Source organism: Shinella sp. GW835-FHT14H05, from assembly GCF_058793575.1.
On record NZ_JBXAFY010000001.1, the window covers coordinates 98,140 to 119,421 of the forward strand.

20 protein-coding genes are annotated in these 21,282 nt (G+C 64.1%); 13 read left to right on the forward strand and 7 right to left on the reverse strand.

Features of this window, described 5'->3' with window-relative positions; genetic code table 11:
- Positions 1–17 precede the first annotated feature (17 nt).
- From AC1Q6Z_RS00455 to AC1Q6Z_RS00475, 5 genes are read left to right on the forward strand one after another with little or no spacing between them, the layout of a single operon-like run.
- Positions 18–887 carry a branched-chain amino acid ABC transporter permease gene (locus tag AC1Q6Z_RS00455; RefSeq protein WP_256119668.1) on the forward strand — a complete coding sequence of 290 codons (870 nt, stop codon included), beginning with the start codon at positions 18–20 and terminating at the stop codon, positions 885–887.
- 4 nt (positions 888–891) lie between these two features.
- Positions 892–1,863, forward strand: coding sequence for a branched-chain amino acid ABC transporter permease (locus AC1Q6Z_RS00460; RefSeq protein WP_256119669.1), 972 nt, complete (start codon positions 892–894; stop codon positions 1,861–1,863).
- Complete coding sequence (locus AC1Q6Z_RS00465; RefSeq protein WP_256119670.1) at positions 1,860–2,642, forward strand: ABC transporter ATP-binding protein; 783 nt, start codon at positions 1,860–1,862, stop codon at positions 2,640–2,642. Before AC1Q6Z_RS00460 ends, AC1Q6Z_RS00465 begins: the two co-directional genes overlap by 4 nt.
- A 3-nt stretch (positions 2,643–2,645) precedes the next feature.
- A complete protein-coding gene (locus AC1Q6Z_RS00470; protein ID WP_492646370.1) occupies positions 2,646–3,368 on the forward strand; it encodes an ABC transporter ATP-binding protein in 723 nt (240 codons plus the stop codon).
- Between the two features lies 1 nt (position 3,369).
- The gene (locus AC1Q6Z_RS00475; protein WP_439617704.1) at positions 3,370–4,083 is read left to right on the forward strand and encodes an aspartate/glutamate racemase family protein; all 714 of its coding nucleotides are present in this window, start codon (positions 3,370–3,372) and stop codon (positions 4,081–4,083) included.
- A gap of 63 nt (positions 4,084–4,146) precedes the next feature.
- On the opposite strand, the gene derI is transcribed toward AC1Q6Z_RS00475, so the two are convergent.
- The 7 genes from derI to AC1Q6Z_RS00510 form a co-directional block, all read right to left on the reverse strand.
- Complete coding sequence (derI, locus tag AC1Q6Z_RS00480) at positions 4,147–4,605, reverse strand: D-erythrulose-4-phosphate isomerase (RefSeq protein ID WP_256119673.1); 459 nt, start codon at positions 4,603–4,605, stop codon at positions 4,147–4,149.
- 12 nt (positions 4,606–4,617) lie between these two features.
- On the reverse strand, positions 4,618–5,376 hold the full coding sequence (locus AC1Q6Z_RS00485; RefSeq protein WP_492646371.1) for a triose-phosphate isomerase: 759 nt from the start codon (positions 5,374–5,376) through the stop codon (positions 4,618–4,620).
- Entirely contained in the window at positions 5,373–6,146 is a 774-nt protein-coding gene (locus AC1Q6Z_RS00490; RefSeq protein ID WP_492646372.1) for a DeoR/GlpR family DNA-binding transcription regulator, read from the reverse strand. The genes AC1Q6Z_RS00485 and AC1Q6Z_RS00490 overlap by 4 nt, the downstream gene beginning before the upstream one ends.
- An 86-nt stretch (positions 6,147–6,232) precedes the next feature.
- Entirely contained in the window at positions 6,233–7,177 is a 945-nt protein-coding gene (locus AC1Q6Z_RS00495) for a sugar-binding transcriptional regulator (RefSeq protein WP_492646373.1), read from the reverse strand.
- Between the two features lie 72 nt (positions 7,178–7,249).
- Positions 7,250–8,185, reverse strand: coding sequence for a sugar phosphate isomerase/epimerase family protein (locus tag AC1Q6Z_RS00500; protein WP_492646374.1), 936 nt, complete (start codon positions 8,183–8,185; stop codon positions 7,250–7,252).
- Positions 8,186–8,193: 8 nt separating this feature from the next.
- Complete coding sequence (locus AC1Q6Z_RS00505) at positions 8,194–9,705, reverse strand: glycerol-3-phosphate dehydrogenase (RefSeq protein ID WP_492646375.1); 1,512 nt, start codon at positions 9,703–9,705, stop codon at positions 8,194–8,196.
- A 47-nt stretch (positions 9,706–9,752) separates the two neighbouring features.
- Positions 9,753–11,303, reverse strand: a complete 1,551-nt coding sequence (locus tag AC1Q6Z_RS00510) for an FGGY-family carbohydrate kinase (protein WP_492646376.1) — start codon at positions 11,301–11,303, stop codon at positions 9,753–9,755.
- A gap of 778 nt (positions 11,304–12,081) precedes the next feature.
- Here AC1Q6Z_RS00510 and AC1Q6Z_RS00515 point away from each other — a divergent pair.
- The 8 genes from AC1Q6Z_RS00515 (at position 12,082) to AC1Q6Z_RS00550 (ending at position 21,239) form a co-directional block, all read left to right on the forward strand.
- Positions 12,082–12,732 carry a DUF2291 family protein gene (locus AC1Q6Z_RS00515; protein ID WP_492646377.1) on the forward strand — a complete coding sequence of 217 codons (651 nt, stop codon included), beginning with the start codon at positions 12,082–12,084 and terminating at the stop codon, positions 12,730–12,732.
- A complete protein-coding gene (locus tag AC1Q6Z_RS00520) occupies positions 12,729–14,270 on the forward strand; it encodes a sugar ABC transporter ATP-binding protein (protein ID WP_256119682.1) in 1,542 nt (513 codons plus the stop codon). The genes AC1Q6Z_RS00515 and AC1Q6Z_RS00520 overlap by 4 nt, the downstream gene beginning before the upstream one ends.
- A gap of 13 nt (positions 14,271–14,283) precedes the next feature.
- Entirely contained in the window at positions 14,284–15,324 is a 1,041-nt protein-coding gene (locus AC1Q6Z_RS00525) for an ABC transporter permease (protein WP_256119683.1), read from the forward strand.
- Positions 15,325–15,459: 135 nt separating this feature from the next.
- The gene (locus AC1Q6Z_RS00530; protein ID WP_256119684.1) at positions 15,460–16,407 is read left to right on the forward strand and encodes a D-ribose ABC transporter substrate-binding protein; all 948 of its coding nucleotides are present in this window, start codon (positions 15,460–15,462) and stop codon (positions 16,405–16,407) included.
- A 217-nt stretch (positions 16,408–16,624) separates the two neighbouring features.
- The gene (locus tag AC1Q6Z_RS00535) at positions 16,625–17,377 is read left to right on the forward strand and encodes a DeoR/GlpR family DNA-binding transcription regulator (protein WP_439617779.1); all 753 of its coding nucleotides are present in this window, start codon (positions 16,625–16,627) and stop codon (positions 17,375–17,377) included.
- A 78-nt stretch (positions 17,378–17,455) separates the two neighbouring features.
- Positions 17,456–19,156, forward strand: a complete 1,701-nt coding sequence (locus AC1Q6Z_RS00540; RefSeq protein WP_492646378.1) for a dihydroxyacetone kinase family protein — start codon at positions 17,456–17,458, stop codon at positions 19,154–19,156.
- 213 nt (positions 19,157–19,369) lie between these two features.
- Positions 19,370–20,197, forward strand: coding sequence for a phosphogluconate dehydrogenase C-terminal domain-containing protein (locus AC1Q6Z_RS00545; RefSeq protein WP_256119686.1), 828 nt, complete (start codon positions 19,370–19,372; stop codon positions 20,195–20,197).
- 100 nt (positions 20,198–20,297) lie between these two features.
- Positions 20,298–21,239 (forward strand): D-ribose ABC transporter substrate-binding protein, encoded by a 942-nt coding sequence (locus AC1Q6Z_RS00550; protein ID WP_256119687.1) that lies wholly within the window; start codon positions 20,298–20,300, stop codon positions 21,237–21,239.
- The last annotated feature ends 43 nt before the right edge of the window (positions 21,240–21,282 follow it).

Below are 21,282 nucleotides of genomic sequence, written 5' to 3' on the forward strand. Positions count from 1 at the left end.
TCCATTGGAGGCTCACGATGGAACAGATAATCGCCAACGGTCTCTACCTCGGGGCGCAATATGCGTTGATCGCCCTTGGTCTGACGCTGATCTTCTCGCTGATGAACGTGCTGAACTTCGCCCACGGGCAGATGTACGTCTTCGGCGGCTTCGTCACCTACACGGTCGTCGTGCAGCTCGGCCTGCCCTTCATCGTCGGCCTCTTCGCCTCGGCGATCGTGCTTGCGGTCATGGGCGCGGCCATCGAGAAATTCCTCTTCGCGCCTGTGGTGCGCCGGTCAAAACGCGATGAATCGACCATGCTGCTTGCGGCGGGCATCGCCTTCTTCCTCGATGCCGTCATCCTGCTGTTCTTCGGCGAAAAGCAGCGCGGCGTGCCGAAGATCGTCAACGGCGTGCTCAATCTCGATATGCGCATCATCATGCCTTATGACCGTATCCTGATCGGCGTTCTCGCCATCCTGCTCATCGTGGCCTTTATCGCCTTCATGCATTATTCCCGGACCGGCCGCGCCATGCGCGCACTCGCCCAGGACAAGGTAGCCGCCCAGTTGATGGGCGTGAATGTCTCCCGCTATTCGATGATCGGCTTTGCGCTCGGCGCCATGCTGGCCGGCCTCGTCGGCGGGCTGCTCGTCACCATCACCGGCGTCAATCTCGGCATGGGCGGCCCGACCTCGGTCAAGGCCTTCCTGATGATCATGATCGGCGGTGCGGGCGTGATTTCCGGGGCGATTGCCGGCGGGTTCATCCTCGGCATGATGGAGAGCGTCGGGCTCACCGTGCTCTCCGCCTACGGCGATATCACCTACCTCGTCATCTTCGCATCGTTGATGGTGTTCCTGGCCGTCCGCCCGCAGGGGCTGATGGGCAAGCCGTGGGGTTGAGGCGATGATCGGTAAAAAACTCCTTGGCTTTATCGCCTTCCTCGTTGTCGTCTTCGTGCTGGTGCCGCTGTTCATCAGCGCGACCGGACGCTGGGACTTCTTCTACACGCTGACCTCGGTCGCGCTGCTTTCCGTCGGGGCTGCCGGCGTCTGGCTCACCTTCTATATCGGCCGCATCAATATCGGGCAGGGCGCCTATGCCCTGATCGGCGGCTATGTGTCGACCATCCTCGTCACCCAGGCAAACGTCTCCTTCTGGTTGACGCTGCCGCTTGCGGGCCTGTTCTGCGCCATTATTTCGGTGGCGATCGGCTTCCCGATCCTCCGGCTCCGCGGCGTCTACTTCGCCATGGTCACGCTGGTTTTGACCGAGGTCGCGCGCCTCACGGCACTCGCCCTTCCCATCACCAACGGCGCGAAGGGCATCACCTCCATCCCGCTGCCCGGCGAACTGTCGATCTTCGGCCTGACGATCATCCCGGCCTTCGGCACGCTGTCCAATCCGCGCTTCGGCTTCTACATCATGGCCGTGCTCCTGATGATCATCACCTATCTGGTGCTCTGGCGCATCGTGAACTCGCGGCTCGGGCATCTCTGCCGCAGCCTCCAGCAGAACGAAGAGCTTTCGGCCTCGATCGGCGTCAACACCGCCTATCTCCGAGTGCTCGCCTATGCGATCTCATCGTTCTTCGGCGGCATTGCGGGCGCCATGTTCGCCTCCATCGCGCAGTCGATCTATCCGTCTTCCTTCGTGGTCGCCGATAGCGTGAACTTCATGCTCTACTGCTTCCTCGGCGGCCTCGGTTACGTCTTCGGCCCGATGCTCGGCACGCTGCTCCTCTATTTCGGCTGGGACCTGCTGTCGATCGCCCGCGAATACCAGCTCCTCATCTACTCCGGCGTCATGATCCTGCTCATGCTGGTCCTGCCGAACGGTGTCTTGAGTCTTCTCGACAAGAAGGAGGGCAGCAGATGACACCCATCCTGCAAATCAAGAACATCACCAAGCGCTATGGCGGCCTCACCGCGGTCAACGATGTTTCCTTCGACGTGAAGGCGGGAGAAATCCTCTCGGTGATCGGCCCGAACGGCGCCGGCAAGTCGACGCTGTTCAAGCTGATCTCCTCCTTCGTGCCGGCGACCTCCGGCGAGGTGCTCTTCAACGGCGGGCGCATCTCCAGCCTCGCGCCCCACAAGGTCGCGCAGATGGGGGTCGTGCGCACCTTCCAGGAAACGACGATCTTCCGCTCCATGACGGTGCGCGAGAACATCATCGTCTCCCATCACCTTCGGTCCAAGGCGAGCCTCTTCGGCTTCTTCCTTGGCACGAAACAGGCCAAGGAAGACGAGGCGGCCTTTGCCTCTTCGGCAGACGACATCGTCGACTTCCTCGGCCTCCAGGCGATCCGCAACGAGCTTGCCTCCAACCTGCCGCAGGGGCACCTGCGCGCGCTCGGCATGGCCATCGGCCTTGCCACCGATCCGAAGGTCATCCTGCTCGACGAACCCTTCGCCGGCATGAACCACGACGAGACGATGAAGATGGTGGGCCTTGTCCGCCGGCTTCGCGACGAGCGTGGCGTCACCGTTCTCCTCGTGGAGCACGACATGCCTGCGGTGATGAAGATCAGCGACCGCATCGTGTGCATCAACTTCGGGCAGAAGATCGCCGAAGGCACGCCCCAGGAAATCCGCGAGAACGAGAAGGTGATCGAAGCCTATCTCGGTTCCGAAGATGCTGCGATCGGGATGTAAGCCATGACCAAGATCTTGAGTGTTGAGAATGTCGAGCTTTACTACGACCACATCTACGCGCTGAAGGGCGTTTCCATCGACGTGGCGGAAGGCGAAACGGTCGCGCTGATCGGCGCGAACGGGGCGGGCAAGTCCTCCATCCTGCGGGCGATCACCGGCCTGCGGGGCATCAAGTCGGGCCAGATCCTCTACCAGGGCGAGCGGCTCGACGGCACGTCGGCCGCCGATGTCGTGCGCAAGGGCATCTCCATGGTGCCGGAGGGGCGGCGCGCCTTCCCGCTGATGTCGGTGAAGGACAACCTGCTGATGGGCGCCTTCACGCGCTCGGACAAGGCGGAAATCGAGCAGACCTTGGAAAACGTACTGACGCGTTTTCCCCGCCTGCGCGAACGCTATCACCAGCAGGCGATCACCATGTCGGGCGGCGAGCAGCAGATGATGGTGATCGGCCGGGCGCTGATGGCCCGCCCGAAACTGCTGCTGCTGGACGAGCCCTCGCTCGGCATCGCGCCGAAGCTCGTGCAGGACATTGCGCGCGCCATCGTCGCCATCAGCCGCGACGAGAAGGTCTCCATCCTGCTCGTCGAGCAGAACAGCCGCATGGCGCTATCCATCTCCAACCGCGCTTATGCGCTTTCCACCGGGTCGATCGCGCTGTCAGGCAATTCCAAGGACCTGATGAACGACGACCGCATCAAGGCTGCCTACCTCGGAGGCGAACTCTGACATGAAAATCCTCGTCATCAACCCCAACACGACCGCATCGATGACGGCGCATATCGGGGCGGCGGCGCGCAACGCCGCTTCCCCCGGCACCGAGATCGTCGCTGTCAACCCGGCGCACGGCCCGGTCTCGATCGAGGGCTATTTCGACGAGGCGATGAGCCTCGCCGGGCTGCTTTCCACCATCCGCAGCAATCCGGATTGCGACGCCGTGGTCATCGCCTGTTTCGACGATACCGGGCTCGATGCGGCGCGCTGCCTCACCGACAGGCCGGTCATCGGCATCGGCGAGGCGGCCTATCACTTCGCCTCGATGATCTCGAACAAGTTTTCCGTGGTGACGACGCTGGCGCGCTCGGTGCCGGCGCTGGAGCACAATCTCTCGCGCTACGGCCTGTCGGTCCGGTGCGCCCGCGTGCGGTCCTCGGAAGTGGCGGTGCTGGAACTGGAGCAGCCAGGCTCCAATGCGCGCCAGAAGATCAGTGCCGAGATTGGCCTTGCCGTCAGCGAGGACCGGGCGGAGGCCATCGTGCTCGGCTGCGCCGGTATGGCGGGCCTCGCGAACGACCTTGCGCAGGAACACGGCCTGCCGGTGCTCGATGGCGTCACCTGTGCGGTGAAGCTTGCCGAGGCCATGGCCGGCCTCAACATGCGCACATCCCGCCTCGGCGGTTATGCGCCGCCGCCGGCCAGCAAGCTCCAGGCGGCTCTAGGTTAGTCAAAGCTTACGCGAAGAGCGGAAGGCGATCGGGCGATCGCATTCCGCTTCGTGTGCTGCGGCTTATTTGCCCGCGTTGTATTTGGCGTCGACCTCGTTGATCGCCTGGACGTTGCCGGCCGAGCGGCCGTTTTCGTCGAAGGTCTGGGCGAGGTAGGCGTCGGCGATCGCCTTGGCGAGTTCCGTGCCGATGACGCGGGCGCCCATGGTGATGATCTGCGCATTGTTGGAAAGCGCGGCGCGCTCGGCCGAATAGGTGTCGTGCGTCAGCGCGGCGCGGATGCCCGGCACCTTGTTGGCCGAGATGCAGACACCGATGCCGGTGCCGCAGACGAGGATCGCGCGGTCGTATTCGCCGGCGATGACGGCCGAGGCGACGCGGTCGGAGAGGGTGGCGTAGAAGGCATCCGGGCCGGCATCGGTGCGCGAGACCTCGTGCACGTCATGGCGGTCCTTCAGGTGATCGGCGAGAACCTTGGCGAGGCCTTCGCCCGCGCTGTCACCGGCAATAGCGAGTTTCATGGAAATCTCCTTTCAGATCGTGGAGGCGCAGCGCGCCAGGATGTCGAGATAGCCTTCAACCTTCCAGGCTGACCGGCCGATGAAGAGCCCGTCGATGTTCGGGCAGGCGATCAGTTCCTCGCAGTTCTGCGGGTTGACCGAGCCGCCATAGAGGCAGGGAATGCGGCGGCCGAGGATGCTTTCCGCCACTTCGGCGATTTCGGCGTGACGCGCATCTGCATAATCCGCCGTCGCCGGAATGCCCTTTTCGCCGATCGCCCAGACGGGCTCGTAGGCGAGCAGGATTTCCGCCTGTTTCTGCGTTGTGTCGAGCCGCGCAAGCGCGCCGCGAACCTGCTGCGCCAGCACCTCGGTTGCATGGCCGCCTTCGCGGTCGGCAAGCGTTTCGCCGATGCAGATCAGCGGCACGAGACCATGGCGCACGGCGGCTTCGGTCTTGAGGCCGACCGTCTCATCCGTCTCGCCAAAATGCTCGCGACGCTCGGAATGGCCGAGCTCGACGAGATCGAGGCCGCAATCCTTCAGCATCACCGGCGAGACTTCGCCCGTCCACGCGCCTTCGTCGGCCCAATGCATGTTCTGCGCACCGACCTTGACGGAGGTGTTCGCGAGCATCGCCTTCACCTCGCGCACGGCCGTGAAGGGTGGGATGATGAAGCGCTGGATGCGTGGGTCGCGATCGCCATCCGCGGCAGCGAGGCCGTCTGCAAAAAGCTTCGCCTCCGCGAGCGTCTTGTTCATCTTCCAACTGGTGCCAACCCAGAACGTCATGTCGTTGTCTCCTTGGCAATCGTCACCACGATCTTGCCGCTGCCGAGTTCGGCGGCGGTATCGTGGGGCAGGGGTTTGTCTGAAATGACCGTGTCGAATTCAGCGAGATCGGCCAGCACATGGAGCGCCGTATGGCCGAAGCGGCGGCTGTTGATCAGGAGGCAGGTCTGGCGGCTGGCATTCATCATCGCCCGCTTGGTGCGCACCACCGCCTCGTCCATGTGGTAGGCGAGCCGGCCGGTGGCGGCGGGCGCCGAAACGAAGGCGATGTCGGCGCGCAGGCGCGACAGTGCCTCTTCCGTGACGATGCCGAAATAGGCATTGAATTTTGCGGAATAGACGCCGCCGAGGCCGATCAGCGTGACGCCGGAGACGCCCTTCAGGCGCTCCATGATCGCCGCGTTGTTGGTGATGAGCGTGATCGGCTTTTTCAAAGCCAGCACGTCGCCGAGCACGGAGGCCATCGAGCCGTCGTTGATCATGACCGTCATGCCGGGCTCGACCAGCTCTGCTGCGGTCTCCGCCAGCGCGCGCTTGACGTCGGCCTCCTGCAATTCGCGAAACCGGAAATCGCTCTCGAACTGGGTGCCGGCATCGATCGTCGCGCCGCCGCGCACCTTTCGCAGCACACCGGCGCGTTCGAGATCGTCGAGGTCGCGGTGGATGGTCATCTTGGAGACGCCAAAGCGCGCCGCGATGTCGTCGAGTTCGACGGCCCGGCTTTCGATCAGAAGGTTGATGATCTCCTGCCTGCGCTCTTCCCGTTTCACCGCGTTCTCCATCTTCACGCCGTGGGGAGGTCTATAACACCATTCTTCGCAGAATATAACACAGATTTTGTGATTTTGTGATTTTCTTACGGGGTGCCTTGTAACAATGCGTGGGCCGTACGCTCGTCCGTGATCAGGCCGTAGAGCTTGTTGCTATGAAGCACGGCGCGGATGGCCTCGGTCTTCACCGGCCCGCCGGCAATCGCGACGATCCTGTCCTTGCCGTTCTCGGAGAAGGATGCGGAAAGCGTTCTCGCGGTCACCGACGTCTGCAGGATGCGGCCCCGGTTGTCGAAGAAGTGGCCGAGCAGTTCGCCGACGCCGCCGAGGCTGGCGATCTCCTCCAGTTCATCCGGCTGCAACATGCCGGATTTCACGAGGTGCGCCTGGTTGTCGACGGTGCCGATACCGACGATCTTGAGGTCGGCGCTGCGGGCGAGATCGAACACCTCGCTGACACCGCGCTGGGAGAGCAGCACCTCGCGGTCCTCCTCCGTGTTGGCGAAGAAGGGCACGGGCATGACATAGGCCTGCGTGCCGGTCTTTTCGGCCAGGCGATGCATGACGTCATAGGGATTGGCGGCGTAGTTGCGGGTGAGGCCGCCGAGCAGCGAGACGAAGCGCATGCCGCTCGCGCTGATGCGCGGCAGGTGGCGAACGGCAGCCGAAAGCGTGCGGCCATGGCCGAGGCCGATGACGGACGCCTCGCCGCGCTCGATCTCGCGCCGCAGGAAATTCGCGCCCGCCTGGCCGAGCGTCGTCAGCGCCAGCGGATCGTCGTCGATATCGGGCGAGACTTCGCAATAATCGAGCCCGTAGCGGGTGGAAAGCTCGACCTCCAGGTTGGCGCATTCCGCGATGTCGCCATCGATGCTGACTTTCACCACGCCTTCGGCGACCGCGCGCGCAATCAGCCGGTGCGCCTTCACCGAGGGAATCCCCAAGCGCTTCGCAACGGCGGACTGGGTGAACCCGCCGACATAGTGCAGCCAGGCGGCGCGGACGGCGAGGGAGTCTTCATTGTCGGTCATCAGCGATGTCCTGCCTTGCTTTGCAACCGGAAGCGGTTTTCAGGTCCGTCTTAGCAAGTGGCCGTCGGACGGTCAGCCCAGCTTGAGATTGGAAACGCCGGTATCGATATGGGGTGCCCAGAACGCGATGCTCTCGGCGATCTGCGGAATGACCTCCCGGTCGTTCGGCTCACGCTCCTTGAAGGAGAGTTCCAGGCAGATCTCGTTGTCTACCGCGCCACCCTCCGCAAAGGCTTTGAGCAGCGGTTCCGGCTGGATGCGGCCCCTTGCGTTGAATTCGGCGGTGAACGGACGGTGTCCGCCCTTGTCCATCAGGCTCTGCTTGATGTGGATGATCGGCGACACCTTCGGCACCGCGCGCGCCCAGGCATAGGGGTCGAGGTCATCCGGATTGCTGGACGTCACGTCGCCGTGGTCGATATCGGCCATCATCCACATGGGGATGGCCATGTCCGCGGCGGTGAGGCGATCCTGAAGCTTCACGCATTCGGCGATGGTTTCGCCGAATTCCCGGCCGATGCTCATCGGCTCCCAGAAGACATAGGACAGGCCCGCGCGCTTGGCGTGTTCCGCCACTTCGGCCCAGCAGTCGATGGCGATCCGGATCAGTTCCTCGCGGCGCGCCGGATCATCGAAATCCTTGTAGGTGAAGATGGCGAACTGGGTGCCGACGGAGGTGCCGCCGAGATCGCCGATGATGTCCGCAAAAGTCTTGAACCAGTCGACATAGTAGCGCCTCACATCCGCATCCGGATGGCCGAAATGGTTGAGGCGGCCGTAGGGGCCGGTCATGCCGGAGGTGACGCGCACGCCGGTGCGCTGGAGTGCCTTGTCCATCTGCCGCGTCAGCCGGCGGATCGTGGAAGCATTCCAGCTCGGATTGATGAATTCATGCGTCAGCTGGAGATCGCGCAGGCGCAGGTCGCGCGCCACGGTCTCGATCAGGTCGTCGGGATCGGCGAAGCGGTTGACCAGCGGATTGGTGTTGAGCGAAAGCGTCAGCGGCATGGTCGTCCTCAGGCGGCGGCAAGGCGGGCGGAATGGAACCAGTCGGCGAAGGCCGCACGCTCGGCTTCCGTCAGGTGCAGGTAGTGTTTGGTGCGGCGATAGAGGATGTCCTCAGCCCTTTGCGCCCATTCGGTCGCGACGAGATAGCGTGCTTCCGCCTCATAGAACTGCCCGCCGAAATGCCGGCCGAGGCCGTCGAGGCTGGTGGCGCCGGCAACGACATTCTTTGCCCGCGTGCCATAGAGGCGGCCGTAGTGATGGACCAGCTTGCGCGGCATCCAGGGATAGGCGTCGCGCAGGCTGTTGGCGAAGGTTTCGTAGTCGGCTCCGGGCATGTCGCCGCCAGGGAGCGGCGCTTTTTCCGTCCAGTCGCCGCCCATGTTCGGGAAGATGTGCTTGAGGCGATGCAGGCCGCGCTCGGCGAGCTCGCGGAAGGTGGTGATCTTGCCGCCGAAGACGTTGAGCAGCGGCGCGCCGCCGGTCTCGTCGAGATCGAAGACATAGTCGCGGGTGACGGCGGAGGGGTTGCCCTTGCCGTCGTCGAACAGCGGGCGCACGCCGGAAAAGGAATGCAGCACGTCCTGCCGGCGCAGCTTTTCCTTGAAATAGCGGTTCACGGCCTTGAGCAGGTAGTCGATTTCCGTCTCGTCGGCGGAGACATCCTCGGCGCGGCCTTCGTAAGCGATATCCGTGGTGCCGATCAGCGCCTTGTCGCCCTCATAGGGGTTGATGAAGATGACGCGCTTGTCGTGGTTTTGCACCAGATAGGCGTTCGAGCCCGCCCAGAATTTCGGGACGATGATGTGGCTGCCCTTGACGAGGCGCACGTTGCGGCTGGAATTCGAACCGGCGACGCGGTTGATGACGTCGGAGACCCAGGGGCCGGCGCAGTTGACGAGGCATTTGGCGCGGAAGGTGCGGGTTTCGCCCGTCACGCTGTTTTTCGTCGTCACGCTCCACGCGCCATTTTCTCGTCGGGCGGAGACGGTGGGCGAGCGGGTCAGCACCACGGCGCCTTTTTCCGCAGCACCCACCGCGTTGAGGGTCACGAGGCGGGCGTCGTCCACCCAGCAATCGGAATATTCGAAGCCGCGGGCATATTGATCGAGGATCGGCGTGCCCTCGGGGTCGCGGGCCAGATTCAGCGTGCGGGTGCCGGGCAGCTTCTTGCGACCGCCGAGATGGTCGTAGAGGAAGAGGCCGAGCCGCACCAGCCAGGCCGGGCGATCCTCCGGGCTGTGCGGCAGCACGAAGCGCATCGGCCAGATGATGTGCGGCGCTGCGTTGAGCAGCACCTCACGCTCGATCAGCGCCTCGCGCACCAGCCGGAATTCGTAATATTCGAGGTAGCGCAGGCCGCCATGCACCAGCTTGCCGGAGCGCGAGGAGGTGCCTTCGGCCAGATCGTCCTTTTCGCTGAGGACGACGGAAAGGCCGCGGCCCGCCGCATCGCGCGCGATGCCGGCGCCGTTGATGCCGCCGCCGATCACGAAGAGGTCAATAAGCTCGGGCTCGTTCATCAAATTCTCCTTCGGCACCCCTTGGGAAGGCGCAATCGTCATTCGTGTCAGCGCGCGGCCAGGATGTCCCAGGCGGGCGCGATGCCCCGGCGGACATCCGCATAGGCGGCAAAGAGGCGCGTCATGCGTTCGGTGTCTTCGGCGTTCGGCTTTTCAGGCTCGCCGAGTTCGGGCGTCACCCAGTCGGCGATGCAATCGTCCATGGTGCGGTAGGCGCCGATGGCGACCGCGGCCATCATCGAAGCACCAGCAGCACCCGCCTCCTCGCGAAGGCTCATGCGGACGGGCGCGCCGAGGGCGGCACCCAACGTGCTTCGCAGCGCCGCGGAACGGGCTGCCCCGCCGCTGACGCGAAGCTCCGATGGCAATGTGCCCATCGCGGCGTAACAATCGCGCGTCGCCATGCCGAGGCCCTCGACGACGGCGCGCACGAGATCCGGATAGCGGTGGCGGCTGGCAAGGCCGGAGAAGTTGGCGCGTGCCCGCGCATTGACGAAGGGGCCGCGCTCTCCCGCCTCGGAAATATAGGGGTGGTAGAGGATGTTGCCCGGCTTGCTTGCGGCAAACCAAGGGTCGACGCGGGCGATCATCTCGTTGAGGCTGACGGTCACGCCGAATTCCCCGAGCAGGTCGGCGCCGAGCTGGAGCAGCCAGTCGAGGTTGATCGTCGCACCCATGTTCGTCTGCACCTGGGTGACGACGCCCGGGATCGGCAGCGCGATGACATAGCCGGTGCGCTCGGCATTCAACACCACTTCGGAGACGGATTTGGCGAGCAGGTGCACACCGGTCGAGCCGATGGCGGAGCAGGCAGCGTTGCGGCCTTCGCTGCGCACGCCGGCACCGAGCGCCGTCATGCACATGTCGACATAGCCGAGGCAGACGGGCGTGCCGGCCTTCAGGCCGGAGGCGGCCGCGGCTTCCGCCGTCAGCGGATGCGTGGTCTCCGTGCCTTCGATCACCTCCGGCAGCAGGGCGCGGCGGTGCGTCAGGCCGAGGGCCGCAAGAACGTCGCTGTCATAGCAGCGCGTGCGGAAGTTGCCGAAGGTGAAGCTTACTTCAGACGGGTCGGTGGCGCGAATGCCGGTCAGGTTCAGGTAGAGCCAGTCCTTGCAGTGCATCGCCGTCTCGGCGCCGGCCAGCAGCTCCGGGAAATAACGGTCCATATGGGCGAGCTGTGTGCCCTGCTGGCAGGTGTTGAGGCCCGTACCGGTCGCCTCGAACCGTGCGCGGTCGGCCTCGGTCGCGGCCAGCCGTTCGACGGTGGGTGCCGCACGGGCATCGAGCCACAGCCAGGCGTCGCCGGCCGGACGGTTGCCGGCGCCGACGAGCCAGGTGCCGTCGCCCTGGGCGGTGATGGCGATCGCGGCGGTGCGCTCGGCGAGGCCTTCGACCTTGTCGGCGAGCCCGCGCAAGGCGCGCGTGCAGTCGAGCCATGTCTGGTCGAGGGATTGCGTGACCGAGCCGTCATCGCCGGTGGTATAGGTGTTGCGCACGGAGGCGCTGGCGACCTGGCGGCCGGCGAGCGTGAAGGCGACGGCCTTCATGACGGAGGTGCCGGCGTCGATGCCGATGATGAGGTCTGCGCGTTCAGTCATGCCTGTTGCTCCACGGACCGCACGACGACGCACGTCGCTTCGCCTGACCCGAAACAGAGCATGATTTCCTCCCGAAATTCTCTCGCGAAAGTGCGCGTGGTCCCTTTGTACCGCAGAGCAGAGGTCCTGCGACCTGTTTCAGAGGATTTACCACGGGCCTCCCGGACCTCATAACGAACATAACACAAAGATACCTTATGTCTCGTAAAATTTTGCGCACCAAGAATTTTTTTTCAGGTATGATAGAGGGAGGGAAGGAAAGTGTCTGGCGGCTTCGTTCGTCGGCCGCTGCCGCCGCAAATCGTCGGCGCGTTTGGCAGAATGGCGCTTCAATCGCAAGAAAATTCAGATCTTTATCTAATAATATCTGATATTTATGCCGCCTATCTTTCAGTTCGCCGGAGTGTTTCACGTACAGTGCGCCTCTGCATCGAGCGCTCATTTCAATGCACAGGTTCGCCTTTTTATGACGAAATAGTGAGCATATGATCGAAGCCTAAGCGAAAAAGCCCAATTGACATGCTGTGTTAATTTAACATATATACTGCGACATATAACATGCAGATATCGCAACTGCGAAGATGTGTGCAATGCAGCGCAAGGCGGGTGAGGAGACCTGGCCGGCGCCGTTCATGGGGAGGTCATCATGACATGGTCTTTACGGAAGAGAGCGATGCCTGGGCGCTGCGCTGCGCGTCCACCCGAGGGCCTGCCTATGCCATCGGCCTGTCGCCGGCATCCCCGCTGAAACCGTCCATCCCATCCAAGGCCAATCGACATGACTGACACCACGATTTCCAAATCGCCCCAGCCCGCGAAGAGCTATCGCTGGATCGGTGGCGTCGCCGTCGTCGCGCTGCTCGTGGCCATGGCGCTCGACACGACAATCGTGCAGATCGGTTCCGAAAGGGACGTGCAGGTGCAGCGGTTCTCGCCGGAAGCGTTCGGAACCGAGCAGTTCCCGCTGATCAAGCAGAGCGTCGAGACGCGCGCCGTCGAGGCCGCGGAACTGGCGCAGGCGATCACCGCCGACAAGAAGGCGGCGGGCGAGAAATACGGTGTTGCGACCTCCGTCGGCCCGGTCTTCCCGGTCAAGTTCACCGGCGTCGTCGGCGAGCGCAAGGCGAACTACAACGTCGTCGCCGTCGAGGGCCTTCCCGCCGAGCTGACGCTGCGCGTGCAGACCGGCCCGGCGCTGAACGGCACGGACCTGCGCGATGCCACGGGCCAGATCGAATTCGGCCAGTTCAAGAACCAGATCGAATATCAGGATGCCGGCTCAGCCATCAACAACGAGGTCAAGAAGGTCGTGCTCGGCAGCCTCGACCCGGCGGCGCTCACCGGCAAGACCGTGACGGTCATCGGCGTCTTCAAGCTCGTCAATCCGAAGAGCTGGATCGTCACCCCCGTGAGGATCGACGTCCAATGAGTGCGCTCGATGGCTCGTATCAGAAGGGTGAAGTCGTTCTCGCCGCGCGCAACGTGGCGAAGGCCTACGGCAACATCCATGCCCTCAAGGGCGTGAACTTCGACATTCACCGCGGCCAGGTCACGACGCTGTTTGGCGAGAACGGCGCCGGCAAGTCGACACTGATGAAAATTCTCTCCGGCGTGGTGCAGCCCACCTCCGGCGAGATCGTCCTAGATGGAGAGCCAATCGTTTTCGCGTCATCCTCCCAAGCACGTGATCGCGGTATCTCCATCATCCATCAGGAGCTGAGCCTCGCTCCCAACATGAACGTGCGCGACAACATCTTCATGGGTCGCGAGATCATGACTGCGACGGGCGTGGACTTCGCGGAAGAAGAGCGCCAGACGCGCCTCCTGATGGCTGAATTGGAAGAGAACATCGATCCTCTGACCCCCGTCGAGGACCTGCGCCTCGGCCAGCAGCAGATCGTCGAGATTGCGCGCGCCCTTTCGGTCAATTCACGCATCCTGATCATGGACGAGCCGACCTCGGCGCTGTCCGCCACGGAAGTGGAAGTGCTGTTCAAGGTCATCCGCGACCTCACGGGCCGCGGCGTGTCGATCGTCTATATCTCGCATCATCTGGAAGAGGCCTTGCAGATCACCCACCATGCGGTGGTGCTGCGCGACGGCGCAATGACGGCTTACGCCGAACGCAAGGACATCGATCTCGAATGGATCGTGCGCCACATGGTCGGCGACAATTTCGACCTCGGCTCGCCGCCGACCGGCTATGAGAAGGGCGATGTCGCGCTGTCGATCGAGGGCATCACCGTGCCTGATCCGGCGGGCGCTGGCTATTCGGTGGTGGACGGGCTGTCGCTTTCGGTGCGCGCCGGCGAGATCGTCTGCATCTACGGCCTGATGGGCGCGGGGCGCACGGAACTGCTCGAAGCGGTCGCGGGACGCCTGAAGGCATCTGCCGGCAAGGTCGTGCTGAAGGGCCGGGACGTTACCGGGCAGTCGATTGCGAGCTGCATTCGCGATGGCCTCGTTCTGGTGCCGGAAGACCGGCAACGCGATGGCCTCGTGCAGACCATGACGGTCGGCCGCAACCTGTCGCTTGCCAGCATCGGCGCCTTCACGCGCCGCCTCTTCACCTCCACGTCGCGCGAGGCGGGACTGGTCGGCGAGGCGATCCGCAAGGTGCATATCAAGACGGATGGCGGCGGCGCGCCGATCGGCTCGCTCTCCGGCGGCAACCAGCAGAAAGTTGTCATCGGCAAGATGCTGGCGACCGATCCCGAGGTGATCCTGCTCGACGAGCCGAGCCGCGGCATCGATATCGGCGCCAAGGCTGAGGTCTTCAAGCTTCTCGCCGAGCGCGCAAGGCAAGGGCTTGCCGTCGTCTACACCACCTCCGAGGTCGGCGAGTGCCTGAGCATCGCGCACCGCATCCTCGTCATGCGGCGCGGCCGCATCTCCGCAGAATTCGGTCCTGATGTGACCAAGGAACAGATCATGGCCGCCTCTGGCGAAGCCGTGCATGCCCATTAGGAGCGCTGAAGCAATGTCAGTCACACCTGCAATCGACACAAAAGCAGCGGTTCGCGGCGGCAAGCGCAAGAAGGGCTTTGTCGAGCTTCTGTTCGAAGGCCGCGCCTTCTTCGCGCTCATCGCCATCATCGTGGTCTTCTCGGCCATGTCGCCGAATTACCTGACGGTCAGCAACTTCCTGATCATGGCATCGCATGTGGCGATCTTCGGCCTCTTGGCGATCGGCATGCTGCTCGTCATCCTGAATGGCGGCATCGATCTTTCCGTCGGCTCGACGCTTGGCTTGGCCGGTGTCGTGGCGGGCTTCCTCATGCAGGGGGTCACGATCCCGCAGATCGGCGTCATCCTCTATCCGTCGGTCTGGGTCGTGGTCGTGCTCACCTGCCTGCTCGGCGCCGTCGTCGGCGCGGTCAACGGCGTGCTCATCGCCTATCTGCGCGTGCCGGCCTTCGTGGCGACCCTCGGCGTGCTCTATGTCGCCCGCGGCATCGCGCTGCTCATGACCAACGGCCTCACCTACAACAATCTTGGCGGGCGCCCGGAGCTCGGCAATACCGGCTTCGACTGGCTCGGCTTCAACCGCTTGGCCGGCGTGCCGATCGGCGTGCTCGTGCTCCTCGTCTTCGCCGTCGCCTGCCACATCCTGCTTGCCCGCACGGCCTTCGGCCGCTGGCTCTATTCCTCCGGCGGTAACGAGCGCGCGGCGGAACTTTCCGGCGTGCCGGTGAAGCGTGTGAAGATCGCCGTCTATGTGCTCTCGGGCATCTGCGCCGCCGTCGCTGGTCTCGTGCTCTCCTCGCAGCTCACCTCTGCAGGCCCCACGGCCGGCACCACCTACGAGCTGACGGCGATTGCCGCCGTCGTCATCGGCGGTGCGGCGCTGACCGGCGGCCGCGGCACGGTGATCGGCACCATGCTCGGCGCCTTCGTCATCGGCTTCCTGTCGGACGGCCTCGTGATCATCGGCGTCTCGGCCTACTGGCAGACGGTTTTCACCGGCGCCGTGATCGTCACCGCCGTCCTGCTCAACAGCCTGAAATACGGCCGCCGCTAAGCAAGCGACGGCTGACTGGAACCGACCGCGACCGGGAGAGGTGGATCGATGATCGGCCTGGCAGCGGAAAGTATTGCCGATAATCGGCGCAACCGGGCTCGACAAAGGGCCGGCCTCAACAAAGGGAGTGAGACCATGTTCAAAAAAGGTATGCGTGTACTCTTCGCAGCAACTGCCGCTCTGCCGCTGCTGTTCAGCACCGCCTGGGCCGAAGGCCTGATCACCGTCATCGTCAACGATCCGTCGAACCCCTACTGGTTCACGGAAGGCGAAGTCGCCAAGAAGACGGCCGAAAGCCTTGGCTACACCGCCAATGTCGGCGCCCACAAGGGCGACACCAACACCGAAAGCAACCTGATCGACACCGCGATCACCAACAAGTCGGTCGCGATCATCCTCGACCCGGCCAATGCCGATGGTTCGGTCGGCGCGGTCAAGAAGGCCGTTGCGGCCGGTATCCCGGTCATCCTCGTCAATGCCGAGATCAACCAGGAAGGCCTCGCCAAGGCGCAGCTCGTTTCGAACAATGCCCAGGGCGCAGCGCTTGGTGCCCAGCAATGGGTCGAAGCGGTCGGCGACAAGGGCAAGTATGTCGAGCTCTTCGGCGCTCCTTCCGATAACAACGCCGCAACGCGCTCGAACGGTTACGAAACCGTCCTGACGCAGTATCCGGATCTCGAAAAGTCCGGCAAGGAAGTGGCTGACTGGGACCGCACCAAGGGCCATGCCAAGATGCAGTCGCTGCTTCAGGCAAACCCGGACATCATCGGCGTGATCAGCGGCAATGACGAAATGGCGCTGGGCGCCATCGCGGCCCTCAAGGAAGCCGGAAAGCTGGAACAGGTGAAGGTCGGCGGTTTCGACGGTTCGCCGGATGCCGTCGCCGCCATCAAGGCTGGCGAACTGCAGTACACCGTGCTCCAGCCGGTTGCCGTCTTCTCGGAAGCTGCCGTCAAGCAGGCTGACAACGTGATCAAGAACGGCTCGACCGGTGTCGACACCGAAAAGCAGCTGTTCGATTGCCTGCTGATCACCAAGGACAATGTCGACAAGTACACCGCTCCCTTCGTCCTGAGCGAATAACCAAGACCGGGAGCGCCTTTCGGGGGCGCTCCCATTTCGCACCCGGGTTGTCCGGGGCCAGCTTGGCATTTTCCTTGCCGCCCGATACGAGATACGAAACGCTATCCTCGAAGCATGGCAGGGTCTTCCCGTGAACAAGAAAGTCGACGTCAAGGATTTGCTTTCGGAGGAGCTGCCGAGCGACAGCCGCCATGCGCGCCAGCTCGTGCGCCGCCAGATGATCGCCGAGACGGTCATCGCCGAAGGCTCCATCCGCATTGAGGACCTGACCGAGCGTTTCGGCATCAGCCTGATGACGGCGCATCGCGATGTCGACGAACTCGTCAGCCGCGGCCTGTTCCGCAAGACGCGCGGCATCGTTTCCGCAGCCCCCACCAGCCTCATCGAATCCTCCGACGTCTACCGCGCCACCAGGCAGGCGAAGGAAAAGAAGGCGATCGCCCGGGCCGCCATGAGCTTCGTCGAACCCGGCCAGGCGATCTTCCTTGACGATGCGACCACCGTGCACGAGATGACGGCGTTCCTGCCCGCAAAAGTGCCGCTGACCGTCATCACCAATTCGCTCGTGCTCATCAACGAATTGAAGGACGTCAATGACGTCAACCTGATCTGTCTCGGCGGGCAGTTCTACAATTGGTGCAACGCCTTCATGGGGCATATCACCACCAACGAAATCCGCCGGCTACGGGCGGATACGGTCTTCATGTCGCTCTCGGCCATTGTCGACGACGTGGTCTATCACCAGTCGCCGGAGACGGTGGCGACCAAGCGGGCGATGTTTGAAAGCTCTGCCCGGCGCGTGCTTCTAGCCGATCACACCAAGTTCGAGCGGCGCGCGCTCCACCACTTCTCGACGCTCGAAGAGTTCGACGCGGTGATCGTCGACGAGGATATCCCGATCTCCCACCTCTCGCGCATGCGCGCCAAGGGCATCAACGTCATCGTGGCGGACGGCGAGCGCGCTGGCTGACCGTTTGCGGGTTTGCCCTTTTCTCCATGCGGCCGATGTTGCATCTTCGCGGCTCAATGGCAGGCAAGGAGCAGACCCATGACCAAGATCGTCGATGATCCCGAGACTTTTGCGTCCGCGGCCTTGGCAGGGTTTTCGCGCGTCTATGGGCGCTATGTCCGGCTGGTGAAGGGCGGCGTGGTGCGCGCCACCGCGGTGCCGCGCGGCAAGGTGTCGGTCATCGTCGGCGGCGGCTCCGGGCACTATCCGGCCTTTGCCGGTTATGTCGGGCCGGGCATGGCTGATGCGGCGGTGGCCGGCGAAATCTTCGCCTCGCCCTCCACGGCGGCGGTCGCCCGCGTCTGCCGCAATGCGGATCATGGCGGCGGCATCATCCTCGGCTTCGGCAACTATGCCGGCGACGTGCTGAATTTCGGCGTCGCGGCGGAACGGCTACGGGCGGAAGGCATCGACGTGCGCATCGTCACGGTGACGGACGACGTAGCGAGCGCGCCGGCGGACAGCCATTTGCAGCGCCGTGGCATTGCCGGCGATTTCGTCGTCTTCAAGGTGGCGGGGGCGGCGGCCGAGGCGGGTCTCGCCATCAACGACGTGGAACGCGTGACGCGGCTTGCCAATGACCGGACCTTCTCCTTTGGCGTCGCCTTCGGCGGTTGCACGCTGCCGGGCGCCACCGAGCCGCTGTTCACCGTGCCGAAGGGCATGATGGCACTCGGCCTCGGCATCCATGGCGAGCCCGGCATTCGGGATGCCCACATCGTGCCCGCGGGGGATCTGGCGAAGCTGCTGGTGGAGACCGTGCTTGCCGAGCGCCCGGCCCGTGCGCGCCGCGCTGCCGTGCTTCTCAACGGTCTCGGCGCCACCAAATACGAGGAACTCTTCGTTCTCTGGGGCGCGGTCGAAAGCCAGTTACAGGCGGCCGGGGTGGACCTCGTCGCGCCGGAGGTCGGCGAATATGTGACGAGCCTCGACATGCAGGGCTGCTCGCTCACCGTGATGTGGCTCGACGAGGAGCTGGAGCGCTACTGGCTGGCGCCCTGCGATACGCCCGTCTTCCGCCGCGGCGAGACATTTGCGACCGAGCCGGCTGTGTTCAAGGCGCGTGCGGAGGACGAGGCGCCGACCTTCGGCCCGGCCTCCGGTGCCGCGCGCGAAAGCGCTCGGTGCCTTGCCGGCATTCTCGATACGATGGTGTCCGTTCTCTCCGAGGCGGAGGCCGAACTGGGGCGGATCGACGCCTTTGCCGGGGATGGCGACCATGGGCAGGGCATGCGGCGCGGGGCCAATGCTGCGCGCGATGCCATAAACCAGGCCGTTGCGAGCGGGGCCGGCGCGAAAAGCGCACTCGCCGCGGCGGGTGATGCCTGGGCGGACCGTGCCGGCGGGACGTCGGGCGCGATCTGGGGCCTGCTACTGCGCTCCTGGAGTTCGGCCTTCGCCGATGACAAGGCCGTCGGGGATGCGGATGTCGTGCGCGGCGCGCGCCTTGCGCTGGACGATGTCATGCGGCTCGGCGGCGCGCGGCCGGGTGACAAGACGCTGGTCGATGCCTTCCTGCCCTTCGTCGCGGCGCTGGAAACCGCCCACAAGGATGGCCTCTCCCTGAAGGAGGCGTGGCACAAGGCGAGCATCACCTGTGACGAGGCGGCCCAGGCAACCGCGCCGCTGACGCCGCGGCTCGGCCGTGCGCGCCCGCTCGCCGAACGCAGCATCGGCCATCCCGATGCCGGCGCCGTCTCGCTGGCCCTCATCGCGAAGGCGATTGCCGCGCGCCTTTAAGCTGCTTCCATCGAATTGATTGTGAAGGTGCGCCGAACGTCCTGTGACGTTCGGCATTGCCGCATTGCGCCTTTGCGGTCGCATGCGCGCGCCTGTTATGCTCGCTGTGACATCACATATTTTTAGATACGCTTATTGACATGTTATACCAGTTGGGAAATATAGGCTCACACCGGGCGACCGGCGAAGGAAATGCATTCAGGGAGGTCTTCGATGACATCGATCGCGCTGTTCGGTGCCGGTGGCAAAATGGGCTATCGGCTCGCCAAGAATCTGAAGGGTTCGCGCTTCGATGTTCGCCACATCGAGGTGAGCGACGCCGGCAAGGCAAGGCTTTCCGACGATCTCGGCCTCTCCTGCGTCTCCGCCGAGGAAGGCCTCGCCGGCGCCGACGTCGTCATCCTCGCGGTTCCGGATACGGCGATCGGCAAGGTCGCGGCCGGCATTGCCGACAAGCTGAAGCCGGGCACGATGGTCGTGGCGCTCGATGCCGCCGCACCCTTTGCCGGCCACCTGCCGGAGCGCGCGGACCTCACCTATTTCGTCACGCATCCCTGCCATCCGCCGATCTTCAACGACGAGACGGACCCGTCCGCCAAGCGCGACTTCTTCGGCGGTATCGCCGCGAAGCAGCACATCGTTTCCGCGCTGATGCAGGGGCCGGAAGAGGCTTATGCGCTCGGCGAGGAGATCGCCAAGGTCATCTGGGCGCCGGTCATGCGCTCGCACCGGGTCACCGTCGAGCAGATGGCGCTCCTGGAGCCCGGTCTTTCCGAAACCGTCTGCGCCTCGCTGCTCGTCGTCATGCGCGAAGCCATGGACGAATGCGTGCGCCGCGGCGTTGCCAAGGAGGCCGCGCGCGACTTCTTGCTCGGCCATATGAACGTGCTCGGCGCCGTGATCTTCGAGGAGACGCCCGGCGTCTTCTCCGATGCCTGCAACAAGGCGATCGAGTTCGGCAAGCCGGTGCTGATGAAGGACGACTGGAAGCGGGTTTTCGAGCCCGCGGAAATCGCCGCCAGCATCCAGCGCATCACCTGATTTCCGGCGGGTCTTGCCCGCCGACGAAGACTTGCACCGGGGCGGCCATTTTCAATGGAGGGATGGCCGCTGGAGACCGGTGCCTAACCGGGAGGAAAAGATGAACATTACCCGCAGACTGATCACCGTCGGCTTTGCTGCCGTCATGGCCGCAAGCGTCGCCATGCCGTCCTTCGCCGCCGATCTCATCGCCATCATCACGCCGAGCCACGACAATCCGTTCTTCAAGGCGGAAGCGGTCGGTGCCGAAGCCAAAGCTAAGGAACTCGGCTACGAGACGCTGGTGCTGGTGCATGACGACGACGCCAACAAGCAGTCGCAGCTTATCGATACCGCGATCGGCCGCGGCGCCAAGGCGATCATCCTCGACAATGCCGGCTCGGAAGCCTCGATCGCCGCCGTCCAGAAGGCGAAGGACGCGGGCATCCCCTCCTTCCTGATCGACCGCGAAATCAACGCCACGGGCGTCGCTGTCTCGCAGATCGTCTCGAACAACTACCAGGGCGCACAGCTCGGTGCCGAAGAGTTCGTCAAGCTGATGGGCGAGAAGGGCAATTACGTCGAGCTGCTCGGCCGCGAAGCCGATCTCAATGCCGGCATCCGCTCGAAGGGCTACCACGACGTCATTGACGAATATCCGGACATGAAGATGGTGGCCCAGCAGTCGGCCAACTGGAGCCAGACCGAAGGCTACTCCAAGATGGAGACTATTCTTCAGGCAAACCCGGATATCCAGGGCGTGATCGCCGGCAACGACACGATGGCCATGGGCGCGATCGCCGCCCTCCAGGCTGCCGGCCGCAAGGATGTCATCGTCGTCGGCTTCGACGGCTCTAACGACGTGCGCGACTCCATCAAGGCGGGCGGCATCAAGGCGACCGTCATGCAGCCGGCCTATGCCCAGGCCCAGCTCGCCGTCACCCAGGCGCATGAATACATCACGACCGGCAAGGCGCCGGCCGAGGAAAAGCAGCTCATGGACTGCGTGCTCATCACCGCGGACAATGCCGGCAAGCTCGAAACCTTCGCGCTCACCGAATAATCCTCCCGCGATGGCGCGAGGCAGGGTGCGGTCCTGCCTCGCG